The organism is Odoribacter sp. N15.MGS-14 (genome assembly GCF_000980245.1).
Taxonomy (GTDB): Bacteria; Bacteroidota; Bacteroidia; order Bacteroidales; family Marinifilaceae; genus Odoribacter; species Odoribacter splanchnicus.
In genome coordinates this window covers 38238-59566 of record NZ_LARE01000001.1, presented here as the reverse complement: position 1 = coordinate 59566, position 21329 = coordinate 38238, and the positions used below count along the sequence as shown (strand labels likewise).

Genomic DNA, 21329 nt, shown 5'->3' with positions numbered 1-21329 from the left:
AATAACCAACAAACAATTAAAAACATGACAGACATAGAGATTGCAAGTACCGTAAAACTGAAACCGATCACGGAAATTGCAAAAAAATTAGGCATAGATCCGGAAGTGATAGAACTATATGGTAAATATAAAGCCAAACTCCCCCTCGACCTGATTCAGCCCGCCCGGATGCAAGGCAAGCATCTGATTTTGGTATCGGCCATCTCCCCGACTCCGGCCGGCGAGGGGAAAACGACCATATCGATCGGATTGACCGAAGGGCTGAACCGGATCGGTAAAAAGACAACGGTTGTTTTGCGTGAACCTTCTTTAGGACCTGTATTCGGTATCAAAGGTGGTGCAACAGGAGGCGGTTACTCACAGGTGTTACCGATGGAAGATATCAATCTCCATTTTACAGGTGACTTCAATGCCATCGAGAAAGCCCATAACTTGTTGGCAGCCCTGATCGATAATAACATCCAAAGTAAAACTTCTTCCCTGGGGTTAGATCCCCGGACTGTGACCTGGAAACGGGTAATGGATATGAACGATCGTTCTCTGCGGCACATTATCGTCGGTTTGGGAGGTACATCATCCGGTATCCCACGGGAGACCGGTTTCGATATTACGGCAGCGTCAGAGATTATGGCGATCCTTTGCTTATCGGAAAGTTTCATGGATCTGAAAGAACGGTTGGGAAATATTTTCATCGGTTATACCTATGATAAACGTCCTTTATATGCCCGTGACCTGAAAGCTCATGGAGCGATGGCCGCTTTATTGAAAGACGCGATCAAACCCAATCTGGTGCAAACCATCGAAGGGAATCCCGCCATCATTCATGGAGGTCCGTTTGCCAATATTGCTCAGGGAACGAATTCCGTACTGGCAACGAAGATGGGACTTTCGCTTTCAGATTTTGTCGTCACGGAGGCTGGTTTCGGTTTTGACCTGGGTGCAGAAAAATTCTTCGATATCAAGTGTGTCAAAGCCGGTCTGAATCCGAGCGCCGTCGTTCTGGTCGCCACGATCCGGGCGCTGAAATACCATGGAGGCGTGAAAGTCGAAAATCTGAAAGAAGAGAATACGGCAGCATTGAGAAAAGGAATCGAAAATTTGGAAAAGCATGTTGAAAATATGAAGAAATTCAATATTTGCCCCATCGTTGCTTTGAACAAATTTGTCACCGATACAGATGCTGAGATACAAATTGTTGCAGACAAATGCAAAGAACTGGGCGTGCCCATGGAAGTAGCGGAAGTTTGGGCCAAGGGAGGTGAAGGAGCTGAGAAACTGGCAATCCTGGCAGCCAAAGTAGCCGAACAATGCGTATGCAAACTAAAACCGCTCTACGAATGGAGCTGGGATATCGAAAAGAAAATAGAAACCATCGCCAAAGAAATCTATGGAGCTGCAGCTATCGATTATACAGCACAAGCCAAAAGCGATTTGAAAAAAATCATCGCTCTGGGATTGGATAAACTCCCGGTTTGTATAGCCAAAACACAAAAATCACTGTCCGATAATCCTAAATTACTAGGTCGGCCGAAAGATTTTGTCGTTACCGTCCGCCAAATAGAAATTGCCGCCGGAGCAGGTTTTGTCATACCGATTACAGGGGAAATCATGCGAATGCCGGGACTTCCCGAGAAACCGGCTGCCGAGAATATCGATATCGACGAACAAGGTCATATCACCGGTTTATTTTAAAAACTTCTAAGGTTTACTATTTTGTCAGGAATGCGTATAATCATTCCTGACATAAATGTATGTCTTAGCCATTAAACATTATATCATATTTATGATATTATAATTTAAAAATTATATGCGGAGTAGTAATTTAATATTTATAGCAGGCCTCATTTTTATTCTATTGACAGATACCATATTCTGGATTCAATTGAAACAATATTTGAATAAAAAGTGGCAAATTCTATTATATGGATTACATACTCTCTTTTTCATCTGTACCTTAATTCTTTTTCAGTACAGCGTATCCCGCTTAAAAGGTCCCGACAGTTATTTTTGGATAGAAAAACTGATCGGTCTGTTATTTTTATTCTATACACCGAAACTCATTTATACCGTTTTCAACGGAATCGGTCTGTTATTACGGAGATGTTGTCAGAGGATATCCAAACTGATCCGTTTATTTTCGGGTATCCTGGCAGGAGCACTTTTCCTGATTCTACTATATAGTCTTACTCTAGGGCGTTATAATTATAAAATTGAAACCGTAAATCTGACTTTGGAAAATTTGCCGGCCGAATTCGATCATTTCAAGATTGTACAACTTTCGGATATCCACTTGGGAAGTTTCGGAGAAAGTTACCCCGGTATGCGGAAATTAGTCGGGGAAGTCAATCGTTTACAACCGGACATCATTGTATTTACAGGAGATATGGTCAATAATTTCGCAGCAGAAATGTCCCCCTGGATCACTCTATTTCAAGAAATGAAAGCTTCTTACGGTAAATATGCCATTACCGGGAATCATGATTACGGCGATTATACCCGTTGGCCTACTGAAACGGACAAACGGAACAACCTGAACCAATTTTTTGAAAATATGAAGTCGATGGGATTTCATATGTTGAACAATGACCGTATTCCCATCGTCGAAGGCAGGGACACGCTTTGGCTTGTGGGGGTCGAGAATTGGGGCAATCCCCCTTTTCCCCGTTACGGGAAATTGGATGTCGCTATAGATTCTCTCCCCGGGCAAGCTTGCATCATCCTTTTATCCCATGACCCGTCACACTGGAGAGGTGAAGTATTACAAGTACCCCGGATAGCCCTGACCCTTTCCGGTCATACCCATGCTATGCAATTCGGAATCAAGATCGGAAAAAACGAATGGAGTCCGGCACAATATATTTATCCGGAATACGACGGATTATACCGGCATCAAAATCAATATTTATATGTCAGTCGCGGACAAGGTTATCTTGGGTTTCCCGGTAGAATCGGTTTGAGACCTGTGATCACCGAATTCATCCTGCACCCAAACCGCTAGCTAACTTCTCCCTAAGTGCCTCTTTATCATCTATGAAAATAAGTCAGAACATCAGTTTTTCAAAACAATTGATTATTTACTTAATCCTTGTTTTATTCGTCGTATTTTTCTTAATCTCTCTGGCTCTGGTCAATTCACTGGAACAATTTATCAACAACAATGCTTACAGCCAGGCAAAAGCAATCGCCAATAATGCCTTGATCATCTTCGAACGTGAAATTGCAAGAATCGAAAGTATTCCGCAAAATGTAACCGATATGCAGGGAGAACTGAATTATAAAAATATCCCTGATTTACCCATCCGAATTCTGAGAAGTTATAAGACACTCATCGGAAGTTCGGTCCATTACGATCTGAAAAATCCGGAAGTAGCCGATTTCATTCATATCAATGCTTACCGTACAGCAGATGAGAAAATCCATTTCACTCAACCCGATCCTTGTTGCAACTATTGTCATCCGGACTCAGCTAAAATCATCAAGTCGGCACCCAATAACGGATATTGGATTTATTCCGAAGTAAACCACTGCAAGACCATCGCTTTATGCCATCTGATCCACAACAGCCAGCATCAGCCCTGTGGTATTTTGAAAGTAGACTTTCCCTTGAAGAATCTGAATGCTCTGATCGGCAGCTATAAGTTGTTCAGATCCGGAAATTTATTTGTCGTCGATCGGGAAGGAAATTACATTGCTCATCCGGCTCCATCGCCGAGTGGGAAACAAAATCTGATCAGCCACCTCACAGGTCCCAAAGCCAGCTTTATCCACCGGAGTATATCGAGAGGGGAAACCTGTGCGACCACCGTGGAATTGGACAAACAAAAACACTACCTCTATTACACCCCTTTTTCTCCTATGGATTGGCAAATAGGTATCATCTGTCCCTATAACGAGATCTTATATTCATCCGGTAAACTTTATTTCATGTTATTCCTTTCTATGGGGTTGGGATTACTCTGCCTGTTTATCGGTATCGTTAACATTGTCAAGCGTTTATCCTCTCCTTTACTCGAGTTGGCTTATTCCACCCGTCGTGTTGCGGAAGGACAGTTCGATATCGTACTTCCTACCCCGAAATCTTGTAAAGAAATTTATGACTTATACGATTCTTTTCATTATCTGCAACAAAACCTGGTGAACTATATAGAACGGCTGAAAATCACTACGGCCGAGAAAGAACAGTACAATTCTGAGATGCGTCTGGCCCGCCGTATTCAACAACGTTTTCTTCCCCGCCCTATCCTTCTTCCTCCTAATATCGAATTGGCAGCAGACTTACGGCAATGCCGTGAAGTAGGCGGAGACTTTTACGAATATTTTCAGCTGGGCAACCAACTTTACTTTGCCATCGGAGATGTAGCGGGCAAAGGCACTCCGGCCGCCTTATACATGGCCTCCATCAGTAAACTATTCCGCTATATCGCCAGCAATAACACTTCTACAGCACAAATCTGCAATCTGATCAACAAACATATGTGTGACGATGCCGACGACGATATATACACCACGATCTTTATCGGGATTATAGATATCAATACCGGAATCATGACATTTACCAATGCCGGTCATCCTTATCCATTGATCATACATCACAATGGACAGACCAGTTTTCTGAATAAATACCCCGATGTTCCGATCGGTGTACTCGAGGAACATGAATTTTCAGAACATATCTATACTTTCAATAAAAATACAACCTTGTTATTTTATACCGATGGCATCACCGATACGGAAAATCAGTCGGGACAGTTCTACGGTCAGGATAAAATGATCAGATGTGTGGAAGCACAAACAGTGAAAACACCTGCTTTTATCATTCAGGCACTTCTCGAAGATATCCATAGCCACATCGGTCAGGGCAATCAATCGGACGACCTCACCTTACTGGCGATCAAATACAAAGGGATTCCGGGAAGCAAATGATCTACTGGCGGTTAAAATCCTCATTGATCGCTTGCAGATAGGCTTTCAGCAAGCGGCCATCTTCTTTTACACTGTCTTTCTCGACAAAAGTCTGGCTCTGTAAACTGAAATAAGTAGACCCTTTTTCGGTCACTACACCGGCTCCATTGGGATAAGAAAAGAAAGCAAAAGGAATCACCTGATCGGCCAATAAATTACGGCTGAACTTGTATCCGGAATGATCCATACCCAATTGGGCCAAAACCGTAGCCACCATATCCGTTTGTGACCCGATGGTCGTCACCACGGTATCCTGCACATTCAATGCCCCTCCTGACAATATCAGGGGGATGTGATAAGCTGCCGGAGTAGAAGGATCCACATGCCGGATATGACGTGTCCCATGGTCTGCCATCAGGATGAAAAGCGTATTGTCCCATAACCCCGAAGCTTTACATTTCCGGATAAATTCTCCGATGCAAGCATCGCTATAATGAATGGCATTGAGGAATTTATGCTCTGTGTCGTCGCCGGGTATCGCAACTTCGCCGGGGACATTGAAAGGTTCGTGGCTGCTCATATTAAAAGCCATGTACATGAAAGGTTGCCGGGCCTTGGCAATATCCTCATAAAGTCGTTCGAACATATATTGATCGTGTACCCCCCATTTGAAACGATTGGCCATAGCTTCACCGGAAAAGTCATCTTCGGTCACCATCCCCTGAAAGCTCATGGTGACTAAAGAACGGAAACTACCGAAATCGATATCCCCGGCATAATAATAACGGGTCGAATACCCGGCTTCTTCGAGATCTTTCGGAAACCTCGGACGTTCCATGATTTTATTGGGATACTTGATCATAGCAACGGCAGGATGTGAAGGAACGGCACTGATTGCAGCGACCATTCCGCGGTCGGAACGCGACCCCGTAGCATAAATATTCGTAAACAGTACTCCCTCTTTGGCCAGCTGATTCAAATTCGGCGTCACTCCGGGAATCCCCCCTAAAACTTCGACTGCATTCGCCGTAAAACTCTCCAAAAGTAAAAATACGATATTCGGACGTTCTGTTTTCAGCAAACGAGGATAATCGGTTCCTGTATGCATCAGGCTATCTACCACTTGTGCCACCTCCTGTTCCGGCAAATAATTATATTTTTTATCCAGATTTTTCATGTGCATCAGCTCGTAAATAAAATTCCAAACCGCATTTACAGCAGCCTGATTGGCATACATATTCTCAGCATGATAAAACACAGCACTACTATTCAACGGAGCCAGGTTCACTCCCCCTCTTACCGGTAAAATCATAGCACCACCGATCAGCAGAAATACGGGAATCCCCCAATAATTTCCCCTTTTATATCGCAACCCTTTCAAAACATAACGACGGAATACCCAAAAGGATAAAACGACACATCCCAGCATAAGCAAGGTAAGATATAAGTTCAGCCACAAAGGCGTAGAAGCCATCGCTTCTTTCGGGGTTTTCAGATACATCAGCGGAGTCGTATCGATGTGGAATCCCCAGTTCTTAAATAATTCCAGATCGACCACAACAACTCCCCAAAAAAAGAGAAGTAACGACAGCGTCAAACCGGCAAATACGGCCCGGATAATCTTTTCCCCGACGAAGACCGAACAAATCAGGATTACTGAAGAAAGCATCAGGATATAACCGCTCAAAGATAAATCCAAACGGATTCCTCCGGCTAAAATATGCCAAAAGTCAGCAGCGGACAAATGAGTCGTATCGGACCATTGATAGAATAAAAACATGATTTTTGCCACAATGGATATAACGACCCAAAACAAGTAATACTTCAGTAAAAAAATCAATTTTGCTTTCATCATCTCGTTATTTCTTAAACGGTTACCCGCTCTTACGTCTTATGTTGTTTTTTACGGGCAGCGGGAAACAATATATTATTCAAAATCAACCGATATCCGGCAGACTGTCGATGTAAATCCAATTCGGTTACAGGATCACCTACAAAGTGTTGATAATCTTCGGGATCATGTCCGCCCAAAAATGACCAGGTACCTTTCCCGTATTCCCCATGGATATACCTGACTTCTCCGGCAGCCTTATTTTCTCCCATAATCAGGACATTCGATTTGATCAGTTTCCGGTTATATGCGGTAGTCTGTCCCATAAACCCTTTAATCATGTTCATATGATTTTGGCACAACATCGTCGGCACAGGATCCCACTTGGCAGAAAATTCAAACAACAGGAAATAATCATCCCGTTCGGTTACTTTTCGGGTGTCTGTGACATCGATATCCGAGTATTCATAAATATTCGGATTCAACTGCAATTTAAAATCTTTGAAGGCAAATGTCTTCGAATAATCGAGCTTTTCCTGTGCGCCGGGCTCTACCGGATCACCGTCGAACATGACATCACAAATATCTACCTCCATCGCAGCCAAAGCAATATCGAAAGTATCGGTAGCCGAACACATCGCAAACATAAACCCTCCGGCAGACACATAATCGCGGATCGTCCGGACAACCGCTTTCTTCAATTCGGAAATTTTTGAAAAACCATATTTACGGGCCGTTTGTTTATTAGTTGTTTCTTCGGCTTTATACCAATCCATATGCCGATAATTCCGGTAGAATTTTCCCATCTGCCCTGTAAAATCTTCATGATGCAGGTGCAACCAATCGTACTCTTTCAGACATCCGTCCAGTATTTCCGAATCATAAACGACATCATAAGGAATTTCTGCATAGGTTAAAGCCAAAGTCACCGCATCATCCCAGGGTTTCTTTTCCTTAGGGGAGTAAACGGCAATCTTCGGCGCTTTCTCCAGTTTAACCGCATCTGCATTTACCTCCGGTGAAGCTATCTCAGCCAGGATCGCATTCAGCCTTGCCGGAGGAATCACTTCGAAGCCCACTCCTTTCAACAGACATTCCGTTCGTCCGTCCGCATCAAAAGGCAGTATAAAACTTCCTCCCCGGTAATTGAGCAACCACTGCACTTCCAATCCTTTTTTCAGCGTATGATAAACAACTCCATAAGCTTTCAAATGATTGCTCTGTGTATTATCCATCGGAATCAGAATATGATTCGCCAGACTGATCCATCCCATCAGGCAAAAACAACCGATAAGCAGCAGCCTCTTCATGATCCGATTTAAAAAGGAGCATTATTATCGAAACTATCCCTCATACCTTCGAAGCCCTGATCCAATGCAGGCACAGGTTCATCGTTCATCTTCGAACTGAACGTTTGGGTAACGATCTCTCCGGTCGAAGTACTTGAAGCAAAAGGCGAAGTCGTATCGAGGTCACAGAATTGTGTCAATTCGGCCCGGAAACGCAAATTCACCTCGCCGACAGCACCACTACGGTGCTTGGCAATAATAATCGTCGCAATCCCCAACAGAGAGTTTCCTTCATTATCGACGGTTATCCCATATTTTTCAGGACGATGGATAAACATAACCATATCCGCATCCTGCTCGATAGATCCGGATTCACGCAGATCGGACAACATCGGTTTTTTATCCGGCCGGGATTCTACCCCACGGTTCAACTGGGACAAAGCCATAACAGGAATACTCAATTCCTTGGCAATAATTTTCAGCTGCCTTGAAATCAAACTCACTTCCTGTTCCCGGTTTCCCCGCATATCGGCACCGGCGGTCATCAACTGCAGATAGTCGATAATCAATACTTTTATTCCATATTTCTGTTTCAATCGCCGGCACTTGGCCCGCAATTCGAAGATAGACAAAGCCGGGGTATCGTCCACCAGGATGGGAGCCTCCACCAAAGCCTTGATCCGGCTGTGCAATTGCTGCCATTCTTCGTCGGTGAGACGCCCTGTTTTCAATTTCTCGGCACTCAATTCGGTCTCACTGGCGATCAAACGATTCACCAACTGCACGGCCGACATTTCCAAAGAGAAAATAGCGACAGCCTGGTGGTGTTTCACGGCCATATTCCGGGCCATAGAAAGCACAAAAGCCGTCTTACCCATAGCAGGACGGGCGGCAATGATCACTAAATCCGAAGGCTGCCAACCGGAAGTCACCGCATCCAAAGCATTAAAGCCCGAAGGAAGTCCACTGATCCCGTCCGGCTTTTCGGCAGCAGCCTGAATACCTTTTATCGCTTCGTCGATGATCGGAGCTATCTCGGCCGTATCTTTTTTAATATTACCGTCGGCAATATCGAATACAGCTTTCTGAGCCTTATCCATCAAATCAGAAACATCGGTCGCTTCATCATAGGCCATCTCCTGCAATTCTGTACAGACCCCGATCAGTTTACGCTGCAAATATTTCTGAACAATGATCTTTGCATGGAATTCGATGTGAGCGGCCGAAGCTACCCGGGTCGTCAGCTGGGACAAATAATAATACCCCCCGACCTGTTCCAGTTCCCCACTTTGCTTCAATGCCTCGCTCACCGTGAGCAAATCCACCGGGTCATCGTTCAGGAACAACTTATGAATGGCCCGGAATATCTTTTGATGCGCATCCTTATAAAAAGCATCCGGTTCCAATAAATCCCCGACGATAGAAAAAGCATCCCGTTCCAACATCAGGGCTCCCAATACTGCTTCTTCCAAATCGACGGCCTGTGGGGGCATTTTCCCATATTCCGCCTGCAAATCTTTTACGCTTCTACTCGTATTAAAATCCGATTTTTTTGCCATAATCAATAATTCAACCTCTATCTCCCTTTTACTGACCGCTTCATTTTTCCGGTTCTGTCTACTTGATGACTTTTCTATTTTTCAGTTCCCAAAAGCAACGGGCTGTAGCCTCCACATCTGCCAATGCATTATGCGCATTGTCAAAACCACTGCCGAACAATACTTGGTGTAATTCCGCCAACCGGGGAGATTTGAATCCTTTTTTCCCGGGAAGCTTACAATAATCTGTAGAAAGTTTCATCGTACAATATTTCGGCTTCAGGAACAGGGTCGTCATCATTCGCAAACGCTCGAATTCAGCCCCGACAATACATTCGTCGAAGCTGATATTATGCCCAACCAAAGCTGTCGCTTCATCGATCTTTCGGGCAAATTGCTCCATCACTTCTTGTAAAGGTTCCCCCTTTTCACGTGCCACCAAAGTCGTGATCCCATGCACCCGCGAAGCTTCCGGAGGAATAGTAAATCCTTCGGGCTTTACTATGACATCCCGGCTCTCGAGTATGTTTCCCCGGTCATCGTACATGATCCAGGCCAATTGTACTAATCTGGGCCAATTTTCCAAGTCTGTTACAGGTGCATTCCACCGTTTAGGTAATCCTGTCGTCTCTGTGTCAAAGAATAAATACATATTCCGGATTTTTAAATTGAAGACGGAAAATTACCCTTTTTTAAGACAAACTGCAAAAAGTTCCCCTATTTTTTATCTTCGTTATCAAAACTCTTATTATACTGGTGCATAGCCCTATAACTCATACCCATACTCGAAAATCCTCCATCGTGGTAAAGATTCTGCATCGTAATCTTCCGGGTAAGGTCGGAAAACAGGCAAACGCAATAATTGGCACATTCTTCTGCAGTAGCATTTCCAAGGGGCGACATCCGGTCGGCAAAGTCTACCAGCGAATCGAAACCTTTGATTCCGCTCCCCGCTGTAGTCATTGTCGGTGACTGGGAAATCGTATTCACCCGGATGCGTTTTTCCCGTCCATAAATATATCCGAAGCTACGGGCTATCGATTCCAGCATAGCTTTTGCATCGGCCATGTCGTTGTATTCGAACATCGTACGCTGAGCTGCCACATAAGACAAAGCGACCACCGATCCCCACTCATTGATGGCGTCCAGTTTTTTGGCCGTTTGCAGCACTTTATGGAAAGAAATTGCGGATATATCCAACGTCTTTTGCAAAAAATCGTAATCCAGATCGTCATAAGGACGTTTTTTTCTGACATTCAAAGACATACCGATCGAATGTAAGATAAAATCCACCTTCCCACCGAAATGTGTCATCGATTCCTGAAAAAGATGGGTCAAATCCTCCACGCTCGTAGCATCCGCCGGAATGAGCGGGATCTGATGTTTCGCCGCAAAATCCTGTATATCTCCCATCCGAATCGATAGCGGAGTATTCGTCAATACGATTTCAGCCCCTTCTTCTATACATTTCTCCGCCACTTGCCAGGCAATAGACATCTCATTCAGGGCACCGAAAATAATTCCCTTCTTTCCTTTTAATAAATTGTAAGCCATTCTTTTTATTTTAATGAATAATCTTACTATTTACGATATTCTTCATAAATAGTAAACTCCGGACATATAAAATACGTTCAGAACCGGCCTGCAAAAATACAAAAAATTTCCGAAGCTCAATTGCCTGCTTTTGCCGAGAGCAGAATTTTAGCTGTTTCTATGGCTGCCGGTGTAATTTCCTGCCCGCTGATCATACCGGCAATCTCCTGTACCCGTTCCTCTGGTGTCAATTTCCTGATTCCAGAGATCGTCGTTTCACCGCGATCTTCTTTATATACTTTAAAATGACAATTGCCGGCAGCCGCGATCTGAGGCAGATGGGAAATACTGATCACCTGCATCCGCCCGGCCATCTCGCGCATAATCAACGACATCCGGTGGGCTACTTCCCCGGACAATCCGGTATCTATTTCATCCAGAATAATCACCGGTAATTGTTTTGCTCCGGAAAGCACATATTTCAATGCCAGCATTACCCTGGAAATTTCTCCTCCGGAAGCGACCCGGGCAATTTCTCCCGGCTGTTGGTTTTTATTGGCCGAGAACAAAAACTTTACTTCATCCCGGCCTGTCCGGGTAAACTCATCTACCGCCGTGATCCCGACCTGAAACTCGGCATGTTTGATTCCCAGTCCGACCAGTAGTTTTTTCATAGTCGCACACAACTTCCCCTCCATACTCACCCGCATTTCGTGGATTTTACCGGCCAGCTGCAACATTCGTTTTTCAGTCTCCTGTAGTTTCTTTTCCTGTCGCTCTATTTCTTCCGACCCTCCTTCTACCTTTTTCAATTTTTCCCGGATTTGTTCCCTCAATGTTACGAGCTCTTCTACCGACTCGGCTTTATATTTGAACAACAAATCGTAAATGGTATTCAAACGCTGGTTGATTTTCTCGATACGCCCGGCATTATATTCCACACTTTCTGCTCTGCGTTCGGCCTCGTCGGCCAGATCGTTCAACTCGATAATCACAGAATCCAGCCGCTCCCGGTATTCGCCGGCTTCCTTAAAAGCATTCTCTAGTGCGGAGATGGCATTGCGGCTTCCTTTCAATACTTGAATGACAGACTGCTCGGTATCCCGCAGATTCCAGGATAACCCACTTAAGGCCGATTTGATATTTTCTGCATGAGTCAGTAATTCCAACTCTTCTTCAAGTGCTTCCTTCTCCCCTAGCTGTAAGCGTGCACTCTCCAACTGATTAAACTGAAATTGCAGATAATCACTTTCTTTTTCGGCATCGGCAGCCCTGTCTTTCAACTGCTTCAAAGCAGATTTCAATTGTTGACGCTCCCTGAAGTCTGCCTGGTAAAGTTCCGACAGTTCACGATTACCACAAAATGCATCCAATATATCGGTCTGATATTCAGGATGTCCCAACAACAAAGACTGATGTTGGGAATGGATATCTACCATATAAGTACCGAAATCTTTCAACAACTTATTATTTACCGGGGTATCGTTGATAAAACAACGTGATTTTCCTTCTGCAGTCAACTCCCTCCTGACCATAACCTGTTCTGAATAGTCGAGGTCGTTCTCGTCGAACCATTCTTTTAAAGCATATCCGGCGATATTGTATTCTATCTCTACAATACACTTTTTGGTTTTATCCATGATAGCCGACGAATCGGCCCTCTGCCCCAAGGTCAGACCGATTGCTCCCAATAGAATAGACTTTCCGGCACCAGTCTCACCGGTGATCACCGAAAATCCTTTTTCCAATTCGATATGCGTGTGATCGATCAGGGCATAATTATTTATACTGATATTTTCAATCATCGTTTTTTTGTTTACTATCAATTCGTTTTTTCCTGAATCAAAGCATTATACTTCGAACTATTTGCAGGATTTACTTCTGAGACAATATTAAAAATTCTTTTCCTCTCATCGGTAAAAGCAGGCTTGAAAATATGCACGATTTCATCGGCTTTGGCATCGAAAAACACCTGCATCAAGTAGGAATTGGGTTTTATCCGATGGGCCTTCTGTAACAAACCCAGAGCTTCCAGAATAGCCAAACGTCCGTCGGTCAGGTTATCCGACATCACATCCAGCCCCAACCGATGATACTTATAAATACATTCCCGGACAGAAGCATAACTGCGGTCCTGCAAATTATTGATCAACCAATAGCGATTGCGACGGTTTTCAAAAGACTTCCAGCCGGATTCCTTGGCATTCTGACAGCGGGCGACAATGGTCTCTGCCCGGTTAAAAAAGTCGTTTCCTCCCATCAGCGAAAAACTGTCATAGTCAATCCCCAAAATGATATTGGCATAAAAAGCCAGCAGGTTCACCAGATTGGAATTTTGTCCGGTCTCACTATACTCCAGTGGCTCGAATTCCCGGTATATGTAATCGATGTCGTTATCCCTGAAATTCAATAACACCGTACTATAGGAAGAGTTGTACACCGGCCGGCTCACCCGTACTTGCATCGATCCCCGGAACTGGTCGCTCCCTATCTGTTCATCCAGGGTGATCTGTATACTGCATTCGATTCGCTCATCGTATTGAAAAATATTTTCCGACCAACGTTTATTATTCAGGAATTCGTACATATCCCGCTGCATATTGGTAAAAAGCTCCCGGTTCGTCCCTTGTATTTTTTGCGAAGAAACGGAAATATTACATCTTAACTCTTGAGCCGTAACAAAATAGCTCATAAGAATAAATAAACATAAATAGAAGAGACGTTGTTTTAACATAAATAGAATGATATCATAGTACAAATATAAAGTTTTCTCCCGATACTAATAATTTTTCATTCCCGATTTTTCATTCTTCATTTTATTTCATACTTTTGCGCCGTCAAAATCGACATAATATTTATAGTTCTTCATAAAAATGACAAGCAGAAGATTGATCCGAATAAAAGTATTGCAACTGCTCTACGCTTACAGCAAAAAAGAAAGTGCTACTCTCGCCGAGATTGAACGCGATCTACTGAAAAGTATGTCTAAAAGTACAGATTTGTACTACGAAACTTTGTTACTAATCACTGAAGTCCGCCGAAAAGCTTTTCAAAAAATAGATACAGCACGTAACCGCCGGTTCGCTTCTAATGTCGATCTGAATCCGAATACCCGCTTCATCGATAATCCGGTTTTCAATATCTTGGAAAATAACAAAAAATTCCAGTACTATATTACAAACAACCTGATTAGTTGGAACGATAATCAGGAAACGGTATTGTATTTCTACAATAAACTGATCGAGTGGTCCAAATATCAGAAATACATGCACCAGAAATCGCCCTCTTTCGAGCAGCACAAACAGATCGTACTCGATTTATTTTCAGAACTGATCATACAGGACGAGATGTTTTATCAAACGATGGAAGAAAAGAGTATCTTCTGGAACGATGATTTTGAACTGGTACTCAGCATTGTATATAAAACACTCTGGCATCTTCAGGAAAAAATGAGAGAAGAAGACGATATTTTATACCCGATTTATAAAAAAGACGAAGATTTCGAATATGCAAGGACATTGATGCGTAAAGCATTTTATGAATATAACGCCAATATGGAGATCATCGATAAGTTTACCTATAATTGGGAGTTGGACCGTATCTCGGAAATGGACAAACTGATCATGTCATGTGCGATTTCTGAATTAAAACATTTTCCTTCCATTCCGGTGAAAGTGACTTTGGATGAATATATCGAAATCTCTAAAACCTATAGCTCGCCGAAGAGCGGAGCATTTATCAACGGAGTATTGGACAAAGCAGTGGCTTTACTCAAAGACACGAATGAAATTGTAAAAGCCGGACGGGGATTACTGGACGAAACAGAAGCCCGATAAAAAAGGGGGTATATCCCCCTTTTAGCTAAACTAAACTAAACTAAACTAAACGAATTAAAATACCGTTGTAATCCCTACAATGGTTTATTTTGAAAACTTTTTATTCCCACGCAACTATAATGCACTAAAATTATATAAAATATCAGTTCTTTCCAAATTATTAAACATCTAATATTTTTTTACCTGTGGAATAGGCTGGTATTTTTGAATATAATCTAAGGCCGGCTCTACAGCATCGGCTATATAATAAAGGTGATCGTAAGCAGAGGAAATAAATTTTGCTTTACGGCTGTGCTCGATAAATTCGAAAAACAGCTTATAATATCCGGCGGTATTTAAAAAAACGATCGGTTTATTGTGCTGACCCAATTGTTTCAGGGTAATGACTTCGGTTATTTCTTCTAAAGTCCCCCAACCACCGGGCAGAGCGATAAAAGCATCCGCATGTTCCCGCAGCAGGTGTTTACGTTCCTTCATATCGGGAGCGACGATCAATTGTTTCAATCCGCCGGCAGCGACACCACGGTCACGGATACACTCCGGTATAATCCCGGTTACTTCGCCTCCTTGCCGAATCGTAGCATCGGCAACTTCCCGCATCAACCCGATGTTCGTGCCTCCATAAATCAATTGCCACCCTAATTCTCCGATCCTTTTTCCTAATCGGCCGGCTTCTCTAAAATAACATGGCTCCACCTCATTGGCAGAAGCACAAAATACAGCTACTCTCATTTTAATTTATTGGGAACTATTTTATCTTACACTAAACTTAGCGGACCTTCGGTGCTGACTGCATTTTCCATCAGTACCGAAGGTCCGCTCATCTCTATCGAAGTAATAACAATTCGTTCTGACTTCTTTCTGCTTTAAGCATCGATAGTTGCATAGGTTGCATTTTGTTCGATAAATTGCCGTCTGGGCGGCACATCGTCTCCCATCAACATCGAGAAGATCCGGTCGGCATCGGCAGCATTTTCGATAGATACCTGACGCAATATCCGGTTCTCCGGTGACATGGTCGTTTCCCACAACTGCTCTTTACTCATCTCACCCAAACCTTTGTAACGCTGGATATGCAACCCGGCATCCCCTTTACCGTTGCTCATTTCATTTACCAACTGTTCCAGTTCTTTATCTGTCCAGCAATACCGTTGTTCTTTATTTCCTTTCTTCACAGAATATAAAGGAGGCGTTGCGATATACAGATATCCGTTCTCAATCACCGGACGCATAAAACGGAAGAACAAAGTCATAATCAAAGTAGCGATATGTGCACCATCGACATCGGCATCGGCCATGATCACAATCTTATGGTAACGCAATTTTTCCAGGTTAACAGCTTTGGAGTCTTCCTGAGTACCGATCGTAATCCCCAGAGCCTGGAAAATTATTTTTATTTCATCGCTTTCATATACCCGGTGCATCATAGCCTTCTCTACATTCAGGATTTTTCCCCGCAAGGGTAAAATAGCCTGGTAACGACGGTCACGTCCCTGTTTTGCCGTACCCCCTGCTGAATCTCCCTCGACCAGGAAGATTTCACATTTTGCCGGATCATTATCCGAACAGTCGGCCAGTTTACCGGGCAAACCGGAGCCACTCAATACAGTTTTACGCTGCACAAGATCACGGGCTTTACGGGCTGCATGACGCGCAGTGGCTGCCAGAATGACCTTATCCACAATTGCCTTAGCTTCTCTCGGGTTTTCTTCGAGATAGTTTTCCAGAACAGTAGATACAGCTTGTGAAACAGCCGTACCGACTTCTGTATTCCCCAATTTCGTTTTAGTCTGACCTTCAAACTGCGGTTCTGCCACTTTCACCGAAATCACAGCCGTCAATCCTTCGCGGAAATCATCGCTATTGATATCGAATTTCAGTTTTGAAAGCATTCCGTGACTCTCGGCATAAGCTTTCAGGGTCGTCGTCAAGCCCCGTTTGAAACCGGTCAGGTGAGTACCTCCTTCTATCGTATTGATATTATTGACATAAGAAAATACATTCTCTGAAAAACCCGTATTATAATGCAAAGCGACCTCCACAGGGATTCCATTCTTTTCTGTCGCTATATCGATCGTATCTTCGATCAGTTTTTCCCGGGTATTATCGAGGTATTCGACAAATTCACTCAAACCGTGTTGAGAAAAGAACACTTCATGCCGGGGAGCATTGGTCTCCGGATCGATCTCCCGTTTATCGGTCAACGACAAACGAATCCCTTTGTTCAAATAAGCCAACTCCCGCAACCGGGCCGATAAGATATCGTATTTATACTCGGTAACATAAAAAATCGTATCATCCGGCAAGAAAGTAATCGTAGTCCCGGTGCGATCGGTATCTCCTACCACCTGTACATCTCCGGCAGGAATCCCTTTGTGATATTCCTGTCTCCAGATTTTTCCTTCCCGGTGAATCTCTGCAATTAAAGTAGTAGAAAGCGCATTGACGCAGGAAACACCTACCCCGTGCAAACCACCGGACACTTTATAAGAATCTTTATCGAATTTACCTCCGGCATGCAATACGGTCATAACCACTTCCAGAGCCGATTTATTCTCTTTGGAATGGCGTGCTGTCGGAATACCCCGACCGTTATCTCTCACAGAGATCGAGTTATCTTCGTTTATAGTTACCTGAATATGATCACAAAATCCAGCCAAAGCCTCGTCTATAGAGTTGTCTACGACCTCGTAAACCAAATGGTGCAACCCTTTGACATTAACGTCTCCGATATACATGGAGGGACGCATCCTCACTGCCTCCAAACCTTCCAGTACCTGAATACTATCGGCGGAATACTCTCTTTCGTTTTTCTCAATCTCTTCGCTCATATTATAGTTTAATTGATTTTTTCACAAAACATGCAAATATAATCATTTTCCGGCGAATAACCTTCGTTTTTAACTATTAAAACACCTCTTTTCAAGGCAAAAAACAAGAAAAAGAAGAGTGGTACAAAAGGTTTCAAAAAGAGACCTGCAGCTTTTCAAACCTGCCGGATGAGTACGTCCCAAACTTCGATCGGCAAACCTTCGGTCCTGATAAATAAATAGAAATCAGGAATTTCAGGTTCGCCGATCCATCCTTCAGCAGAATGCCGGATCACATCGGGCCGCATGTCCGGCTTACTCCGTATTCAACCTTTACAGCAAGCTGAACATACAAGTCACACCAGCCATCACGATAGCTACCATGCTCATAAGTTTTATCAATATATTCAGGCTCGGCCCGGAAGTATCTTTGAACGGATCTCCGACCGTATCCCCGATTACCGTTGCCTTATGACATTCGGAACCTTTACCTCCCAGATGACCTTCTTCGACATATTTCTTGGCATTGTCCCAAGCTCCCCCGGAATTAGCCATGAAAACCGCCAAAACGAATCCGGAACCCAATCCTCCGGCTAAAAGTCCCATTACACCGGCTACACCAAAAATCAATCCGACAATAATCGGAATAATAATAGCCAGCAAAGACGGAAAGATCATTTCACGCTGTGCTCCACGGGTAGAGATCTCTACACAACGGGCATAATCGGGCTCGGCTTTTCCTTCCATAATCCCTTTAATTTCGCGGAATTGCCGTCTTACTTCGTTGACCATTTTCTGTGCCGCACGCCCTACCGCATTCATCGTCAGCCCACAAAATAAAAAGGCCATCATCGAACCGATAAATACGCCGGCCAACACTTTCGGGTTCATCAGATTCACATCGTAATAAGTCATCATATCTTTCAAACCTGCCGAAGCTGTATCAACCACTTTCCCTCCGACCTCGAGTGTCGTATGCCCTAAACGGATCAAACCGATTTTGATTTCTTCAATATACGAAGCCAGTAAAGCCAAACCCGTCAATGCAGCCGAACCGATAGCAAACCCTTTTCCGGTCGCTGCGGTCGTATTTCCCAAGGCATCCAATGCATCTGTCCGCTGCCGGACTTCGGCTCCCAGTTCGCTCATTTCAGCATTTCCACCGGCATTATCGGCTATAGGACCGTAAGCATCCGTCGCTAAAGTGATGCCCAAAGTCGAAAGCATCCCCACAGCAGCAATTCCTACCCCATACAATCCCATCGACATATCGGTCATATCGAATTGTGCAGCAAATAAATAAGCCAATATGATACCGACCACAATCGTAATTACGGGTATTGCCGTCGAAATCATTCCGGTTCCGATCCCTTTGATAATCACGGTAGCAGGACCCGTCTCCGAACTTTTAGCTATATCCTGAGTCGGTTTGTAAGCATGTGAAGTGTAATATTCCGTCGCCTTTCCGATTACGATACCGGTCAGCAAGCCTGTAATCACCGAGCCGCAAATCCAATAACTCAGGCCCAGCAGATGAATCACCAGAAAACTGGCAGCCACAATCAGAACGGAGCTGGTATTGATTCCCCGGTCCAATGCCCTCAGCAATTGCAACTGAGATGCCCCTTCCTTGGTTTTTACCATAAATATACCCAACAACGAAAGGATCACGCCGAAAGCGGCAATCAACATCGGAGCCAGGATTGCATTGAATTGTAATTCCGGCACAGTGATAAAAGCAGCAGCCCCCAGCGCAGCAGTAGCCAACACCGAACCACAATAGGACTCATACAAATCGGCTCCCATACCGGCGACATCTCCCACATTATCTCCGACGTTGTCTGCAATAGTTGCAGGATTACGGGGATCGTCTTCGGGAATTCCGGCTTCTACTTTCCCGACCAGATCGGCTCCGACATCAGCCGCTTTAGTAAAAATACCGCCCCCGACACGGGCAAATAAGGCTTGGGTAGAAGCCCCCATACCGAAAGTCAGCATGGTAGTCGTAATCATCACTGCTTTGTGGGTAGCACTGGCTTCTTCGACAAAGCAATCCAGTACCAGCCACCACAAAGAAATATCCAGCAAAGCCAGTCCGACTACCACCAAACCCATTACAGCTCCCGAACGGAAAGCCACTTTCAAACCGTCGTTCATGCTCCGGCTGGCCGCATTCGCCGTTCGGGCCGAAGCATAAGTGGCTGTTTTCATTCCGATAAAACCAGCCAATCCGGAAAAAAAACCACCGGTCAAAAAGGCAAACCATACCCAACCGTTCTGCAATCCCGGACCATAAGCCATCCAGGCAAAAAACAGACACAAGACCAGGAATACGAGCCCAACAATCTTATACTGCTGTCTCAGATAAGCCATCGCCCCTTTGCGGACATGGCCGGCAATCCGTTTCATGGTCTCATTGCCTTCCGATTCCTTCATCATCCCTTTGAAGAAAAACCAGGCAAATAACAAGGCGATTACCGAACAAATCGGTACAATCCAAAATAATTGATTTAACATAAGTAAAATAGATTATAGTGAATAAAAAAACGATAAATAACAAATACTTACAATCCCGATTTGTTATTTATCGTTCGTTATCAAACGTCTGGGGACGTTATTCTGCCGGAGTACCGGTAGCTACGCTCTTACTACGTTCTATAGATTGTAAGGCCAAATAATGATCTCCGAATTTCTCCAGATTATCCAGCTCGGTTTCAAACTGATCCTGATGAACTTCTTCTTCGGCAGTCAGTGTCTCGAATAATTTTTTAGATACAGAATCTGCATTGGCGGCACATTCGTTGGCCCATTTGTTGTAATCGTCTACACTATTCATTTCCATCTTCACCGCCTGTTCCAACATATCTTTTACCTCGGTCAGCTTTCTCACTTCTCCGGCCACTTTCATTTCTACTTCTCCCTTGAGGAATAAAATACGTTCGGCCAATTGTTCAACGTGCATCATCTCCTGGATAGCGATCCGTTTGAATAAATTGGAAACCAGATCGAATCCCATATCATCACACCGGAAATGAAAATACATATATTGGTGTACAGCCAATAACTCATCGTTTACTGCTTTATTCAACAGTTCAATACTTTTCTCTTTCTTACTCATATGACTTATTTTTTATAATTGAAAATATGACTGATACAAAAATAGCATTTCCACAAAATTTAGCAAACTATTTTAAATTATCTGTTATTTATTTTTAAGCCATTTTTTCAATAAGTTTTGATTCCCTTTGTAAAAACCGATCCGAATCGCAGTAAATGAATAAGCTCCTGTCAATACCGTCGTCAGTGTAATTACTCACTACTCCAATGGTCTTCCGGCATAAAACCCTGCATCTCACGGCAGAGCTAACCGGCAAAGAAAATACAACCGGAAATTTGCAGCAGCAGGAAGACGGACCATCCGGATTATTTCCAGTGAGAATAATCTTTCTTAAATTAAGACTGGGCTGCAATTCAGTGATAACGTTAGTCGGAGGTGATCGGGATTGGAGACCATTGGAGCTCTGGCGAGTGTCGTCTTGCTTTTTCTGAACACCCGACCGGTGGTGTCTGACGGAAACGTAACGTAAAGT

At 43.8% G+C, this 21329-nt stretch carries 15 protein-coding genes; 4 read left to right on the top strand and 11 right to left on the bottom strand.

All coding sequences use genetic code 11. The annotated features are described in order from the left end of the window. Positions 1-24: 24 nt before the first annotated feature. From WS34_RS00230 to WS34_RS00220, 3 genes are all read left to right on the top strand, one after another. Positions 25-1692, top strand: coding sequence for a formate--tetrahydrofolate ligase (locus WS34_RS00230; RefSeq protein ID WP_046402397.1), 1668 nt, complete (start codon positions 25-27; stop codon positions 1690-1692). Between the two features lie 115 nt (positions 1693-1807). Beyond that, entirely contained in the window at positions 1808-2998 is a 1191-nt protein-coding gene (locus tag WS34_RS00225; protein ID WP_013611078.1) for a metallophosphoesterase, read from the top strand. Positions 2999-3030: 32 nt separating this feature from the next. Then, complete coding sequence (locus WS34_RS00220; RefSeq protein ID WP_087394251.1) at positions 3031-4923, top strand: SpoIIE family protein phosphatase; 1893 nt, start codon at positions 3031-3033, stop codon at positions 4921-4923. Position 4924: 1 nt separating this feature from the next. On the opposite strand, the gene WS34_RS00215 is transcribed toward WS34_RS00220, so the two are convergent. The 7 genes from WS34_RS00215 to porD form a co-directional block, all read right to left on the bottom strand. Further along, positions 4925-6757: an LTA synthase family protein gene (locus WS34_RS00215; RefSeq protein WP_046402392.1), complete on the bottom strand. Its 1833-nt coding sequence runs from the start codon at positions 6755-6757 to the stop codon at positions 4925-4927. Between the two features lie 29 nt (positions 6758-6786). Beyond that, the gene (locus tag WS34_RS00210) at positions 6787-8043 is read right to left on the bottom strand and encodes a hypothetical protein (RefSeq protein WP_013611082.1); all 1257 of its coding nucleotides are present in this window, start codon (positions 8041-8043) and stop codon (positions 6787-6789) included. An 8-nt stretch (positions 8044-8051) separates the two neighbouring features. After that, a complete protein-coding gene (gene dnaB, locus WS34_RS00205) occupies positions 8052-9581 on the bottom strand; it encodes a replicative DNA helicase (protein WP_013611083.1) in 1530 nt (509 codons plus the stop codon). Between the two features lie 58 nt (positions 9582-9639). Further along, a complete protein-coding gene (locus tag WS34_RS00200) occupies positions 9640-10212 on the bottom strand; it encodes a 3'-5' exonuclease (RefSeq protein ID WP_046402389.1) in 573 nt (190 codons plus the stop codon). 65 nt (positions 10213-10277) lie between these two features. After that, positions 10278-11114 carry an enoyl-ACP reductase FabI gene (locus WS34_RS00195; protein WP_013611085.1) on the bottom strand — a complete coding sequence of 279 codons (837 nt, stop codon included), beginning with the start codon at positions 11112-11114 and terminating at the stop codon, positions 10278-10280. A 116-nt stretch (positions 11115-11230) separates the two neighbouring features. After that, entirely contained in the window at positions 11231-12898 is a 1668-nt protein-coding gene (gene recN / locus WS34_RS00190; protein ID WP_046402387.1) for a DNA repair protein RecN, read from the bottom strand. A 17-nt stretch (positions 12899-12915) separates the two neighbouring features. Then, a complete protein-coding gene (porD, locus tag WS34_RS00185; protein ID WP_046402385.1) occupies positions 12916-13827 on the bottom strand; it encodes a type IX secretion system protein PorD in 912 nt (303 codons plus the stop codon). A 139-nt stretch (positions 13828-13966) separates the two neighbouring features. On the opposite strand from porD, the gene WS34_RS00180 reads away from it, so the two are divergent. Next, positions 13967-14929 (top strand): transcription antitermination protein NusB, encoded by a 963-nt coding sequence (locus WS34_RS00180; RefSeq protein ID WP_013611088.1) that lies wholly within the window; start codon positions 13967-13969, stop codon positions 14927-14929. A gap of 168 nt (positions 14930-15097) precedes the next feature. On the opposite strand, the gene WS34_RS00175 is transcribed toward WS34_RS00180, so the two are convergent. The 4 genes from WS34_RS00175 to WS34_RS00160 all read right to left on the bottom strand — a co-directional run bounded on the left by WS34_RS00175 (position 15098) and on the right by WS34_RS00160 (position 20857). Next, on the bottom strand, positions 15098-15661 hold the full coding sequence (locus WS34_RS00175) for an LOG family protein (protein WP_046402383.1): 564 nt from the start codon (positions 15659-15661) through the stop codon (positions 15098-15100). A gap of 134 nt (positions 15662-15795) precedes the next feature. Then, positions 15796-17760, bottom strand: coding sequence for a DNA topoisomerase (ATP-hydrolyzing) subunit B (gyrB, locus tag WS34_RS00170; protein WP_013611090.1), 1965 nt, complete (start codon positions 17758-17760; stop codon positions 15796-15798). Between the two features lie 312 nt (positions 17761-18072). After that, on the bottom strand, positions 18073-20256 hold the full coding sequence (locus tag WS34_RS00165; protein WP_013611092.1) for a sodium-translocating pyrophosphatase: 2184 nt from the start codon (positions 20254-20256) through the stop codon (positions 18073-18075). Positions 20257-20353: 97 nt separating this feature from the next. After that, entirely contained in the window at positions 20354-20857 is a 504-nt protein-coding gene (locus WS34_RS00160; RefSeq protein ID WP_022160927.1) for a ferritin-like domain-containing protein, read from the bottom strand. Between the last annotated feature and the right edge of the window lie 472 nt (positions 20858-21329).

Bases quoted from the DNA above. Each gene is read 5' to 3' on its own strand.
- recN (WP_046402387.1), bottom strand. From the start codon at position 12,898: ATGATTGAAAATATCAGTATAAATAATTATGCCCTGATCGATCACACG.
- WS34_RS00210 (WP_013611082.1), bottom strand. From the start codon at position 8,043: ATGAAGAGGCTGCTGCTTATCGGTTGTTTTTGCCTGATGGGATGGATC.
- WS34_RS00220 (WP_087394251.1), top strand. From the start codon at position 3,031: ATGAAAATAAGTCAGAACATCAGTTTTTCAAAACAATTGATTATTTAC.
- dnaB (WP_013611083.1), bottom strand. From the start codon at position 9,581: ATGGCAAAAAAATCGGATTTTAATACGAGTAGAAGCGTAAAAGATTTG.
- WS34_RS00200 (WP_046402389.1), bottom strand. From the start codon at position 10,212: ATGTATTTATTCTTTGACACAGAGACGACAGGATTACCTAAACGGTGG.
- WS34_RS00160 (WP_022160927.1), bottom strand. From the start codon at position 20,857: ATGAGTAAGAAAGAGAAAAGTATTGAACTGTTGAATAAAGCAGTAAAC.
- WS34_RS00230 (WP_046402397.1), top strand. From the start codon at position 25: ATGACAGACATAGAGATTGCAAGTACCGTAAAACTGAAACCGATCACG.
- WS34_RS00175 (WP_046402383.1), bottom strand. From the start codon at position 15,661: ATGAGAGTAGCTGTATTTTGTGCTTCTGCCAATGAGGTGGAGCCATGT.
- WS34_RS00165 (WP_013611092.1), bottom strand. From the start codon at position 20,256: ATGTTAAATCAATTATTTTGGATTGTACCGATTTGTTCGGTAATCGCC.
- gyrB (WP_013611090.1), bottom strand. From the start codon at position 17,760: ATGAGCGAAGAGATTGAGAAAAACGAAAGAGAGTATTCCGCCGATAGT.
- WS34_RS00195 (WP_013611085.1), bottom strand. From the start codon at position 11,114: ATGGCTTACAATTTATTAAAAGGAAAGAAGGGAATTATTTTCGGTGCC.
- porD (WP_046402385.1), bottom strand. From the start codon at position 13,827: ATGTTAAAACAACGTCTCTTCTATTTATGTTTATTTATTCTTATGAGC.
- WS34_RS00225 (WP_013611078.1), top strand. From the start codon at position 1,808: ATGCGGAGTAGTAATTTAATATTTATAGCAGGCCTCATTTTTATTCTA.
- WS34_RS00215 (WP_046402392.1), bottom strand. From the start codon at position 6,757: ATGATGAAAGCAAAATTGATTTTTTTACTGAAGTATTACTTGTTTTGG.
- WS34_RS00180 (WP_013611088.1), top strand. From the start codon at position 13,967: ATGACAAGCAGAAGATTGATCCGAATAAAAGTATTGCAACTGCTCTAC.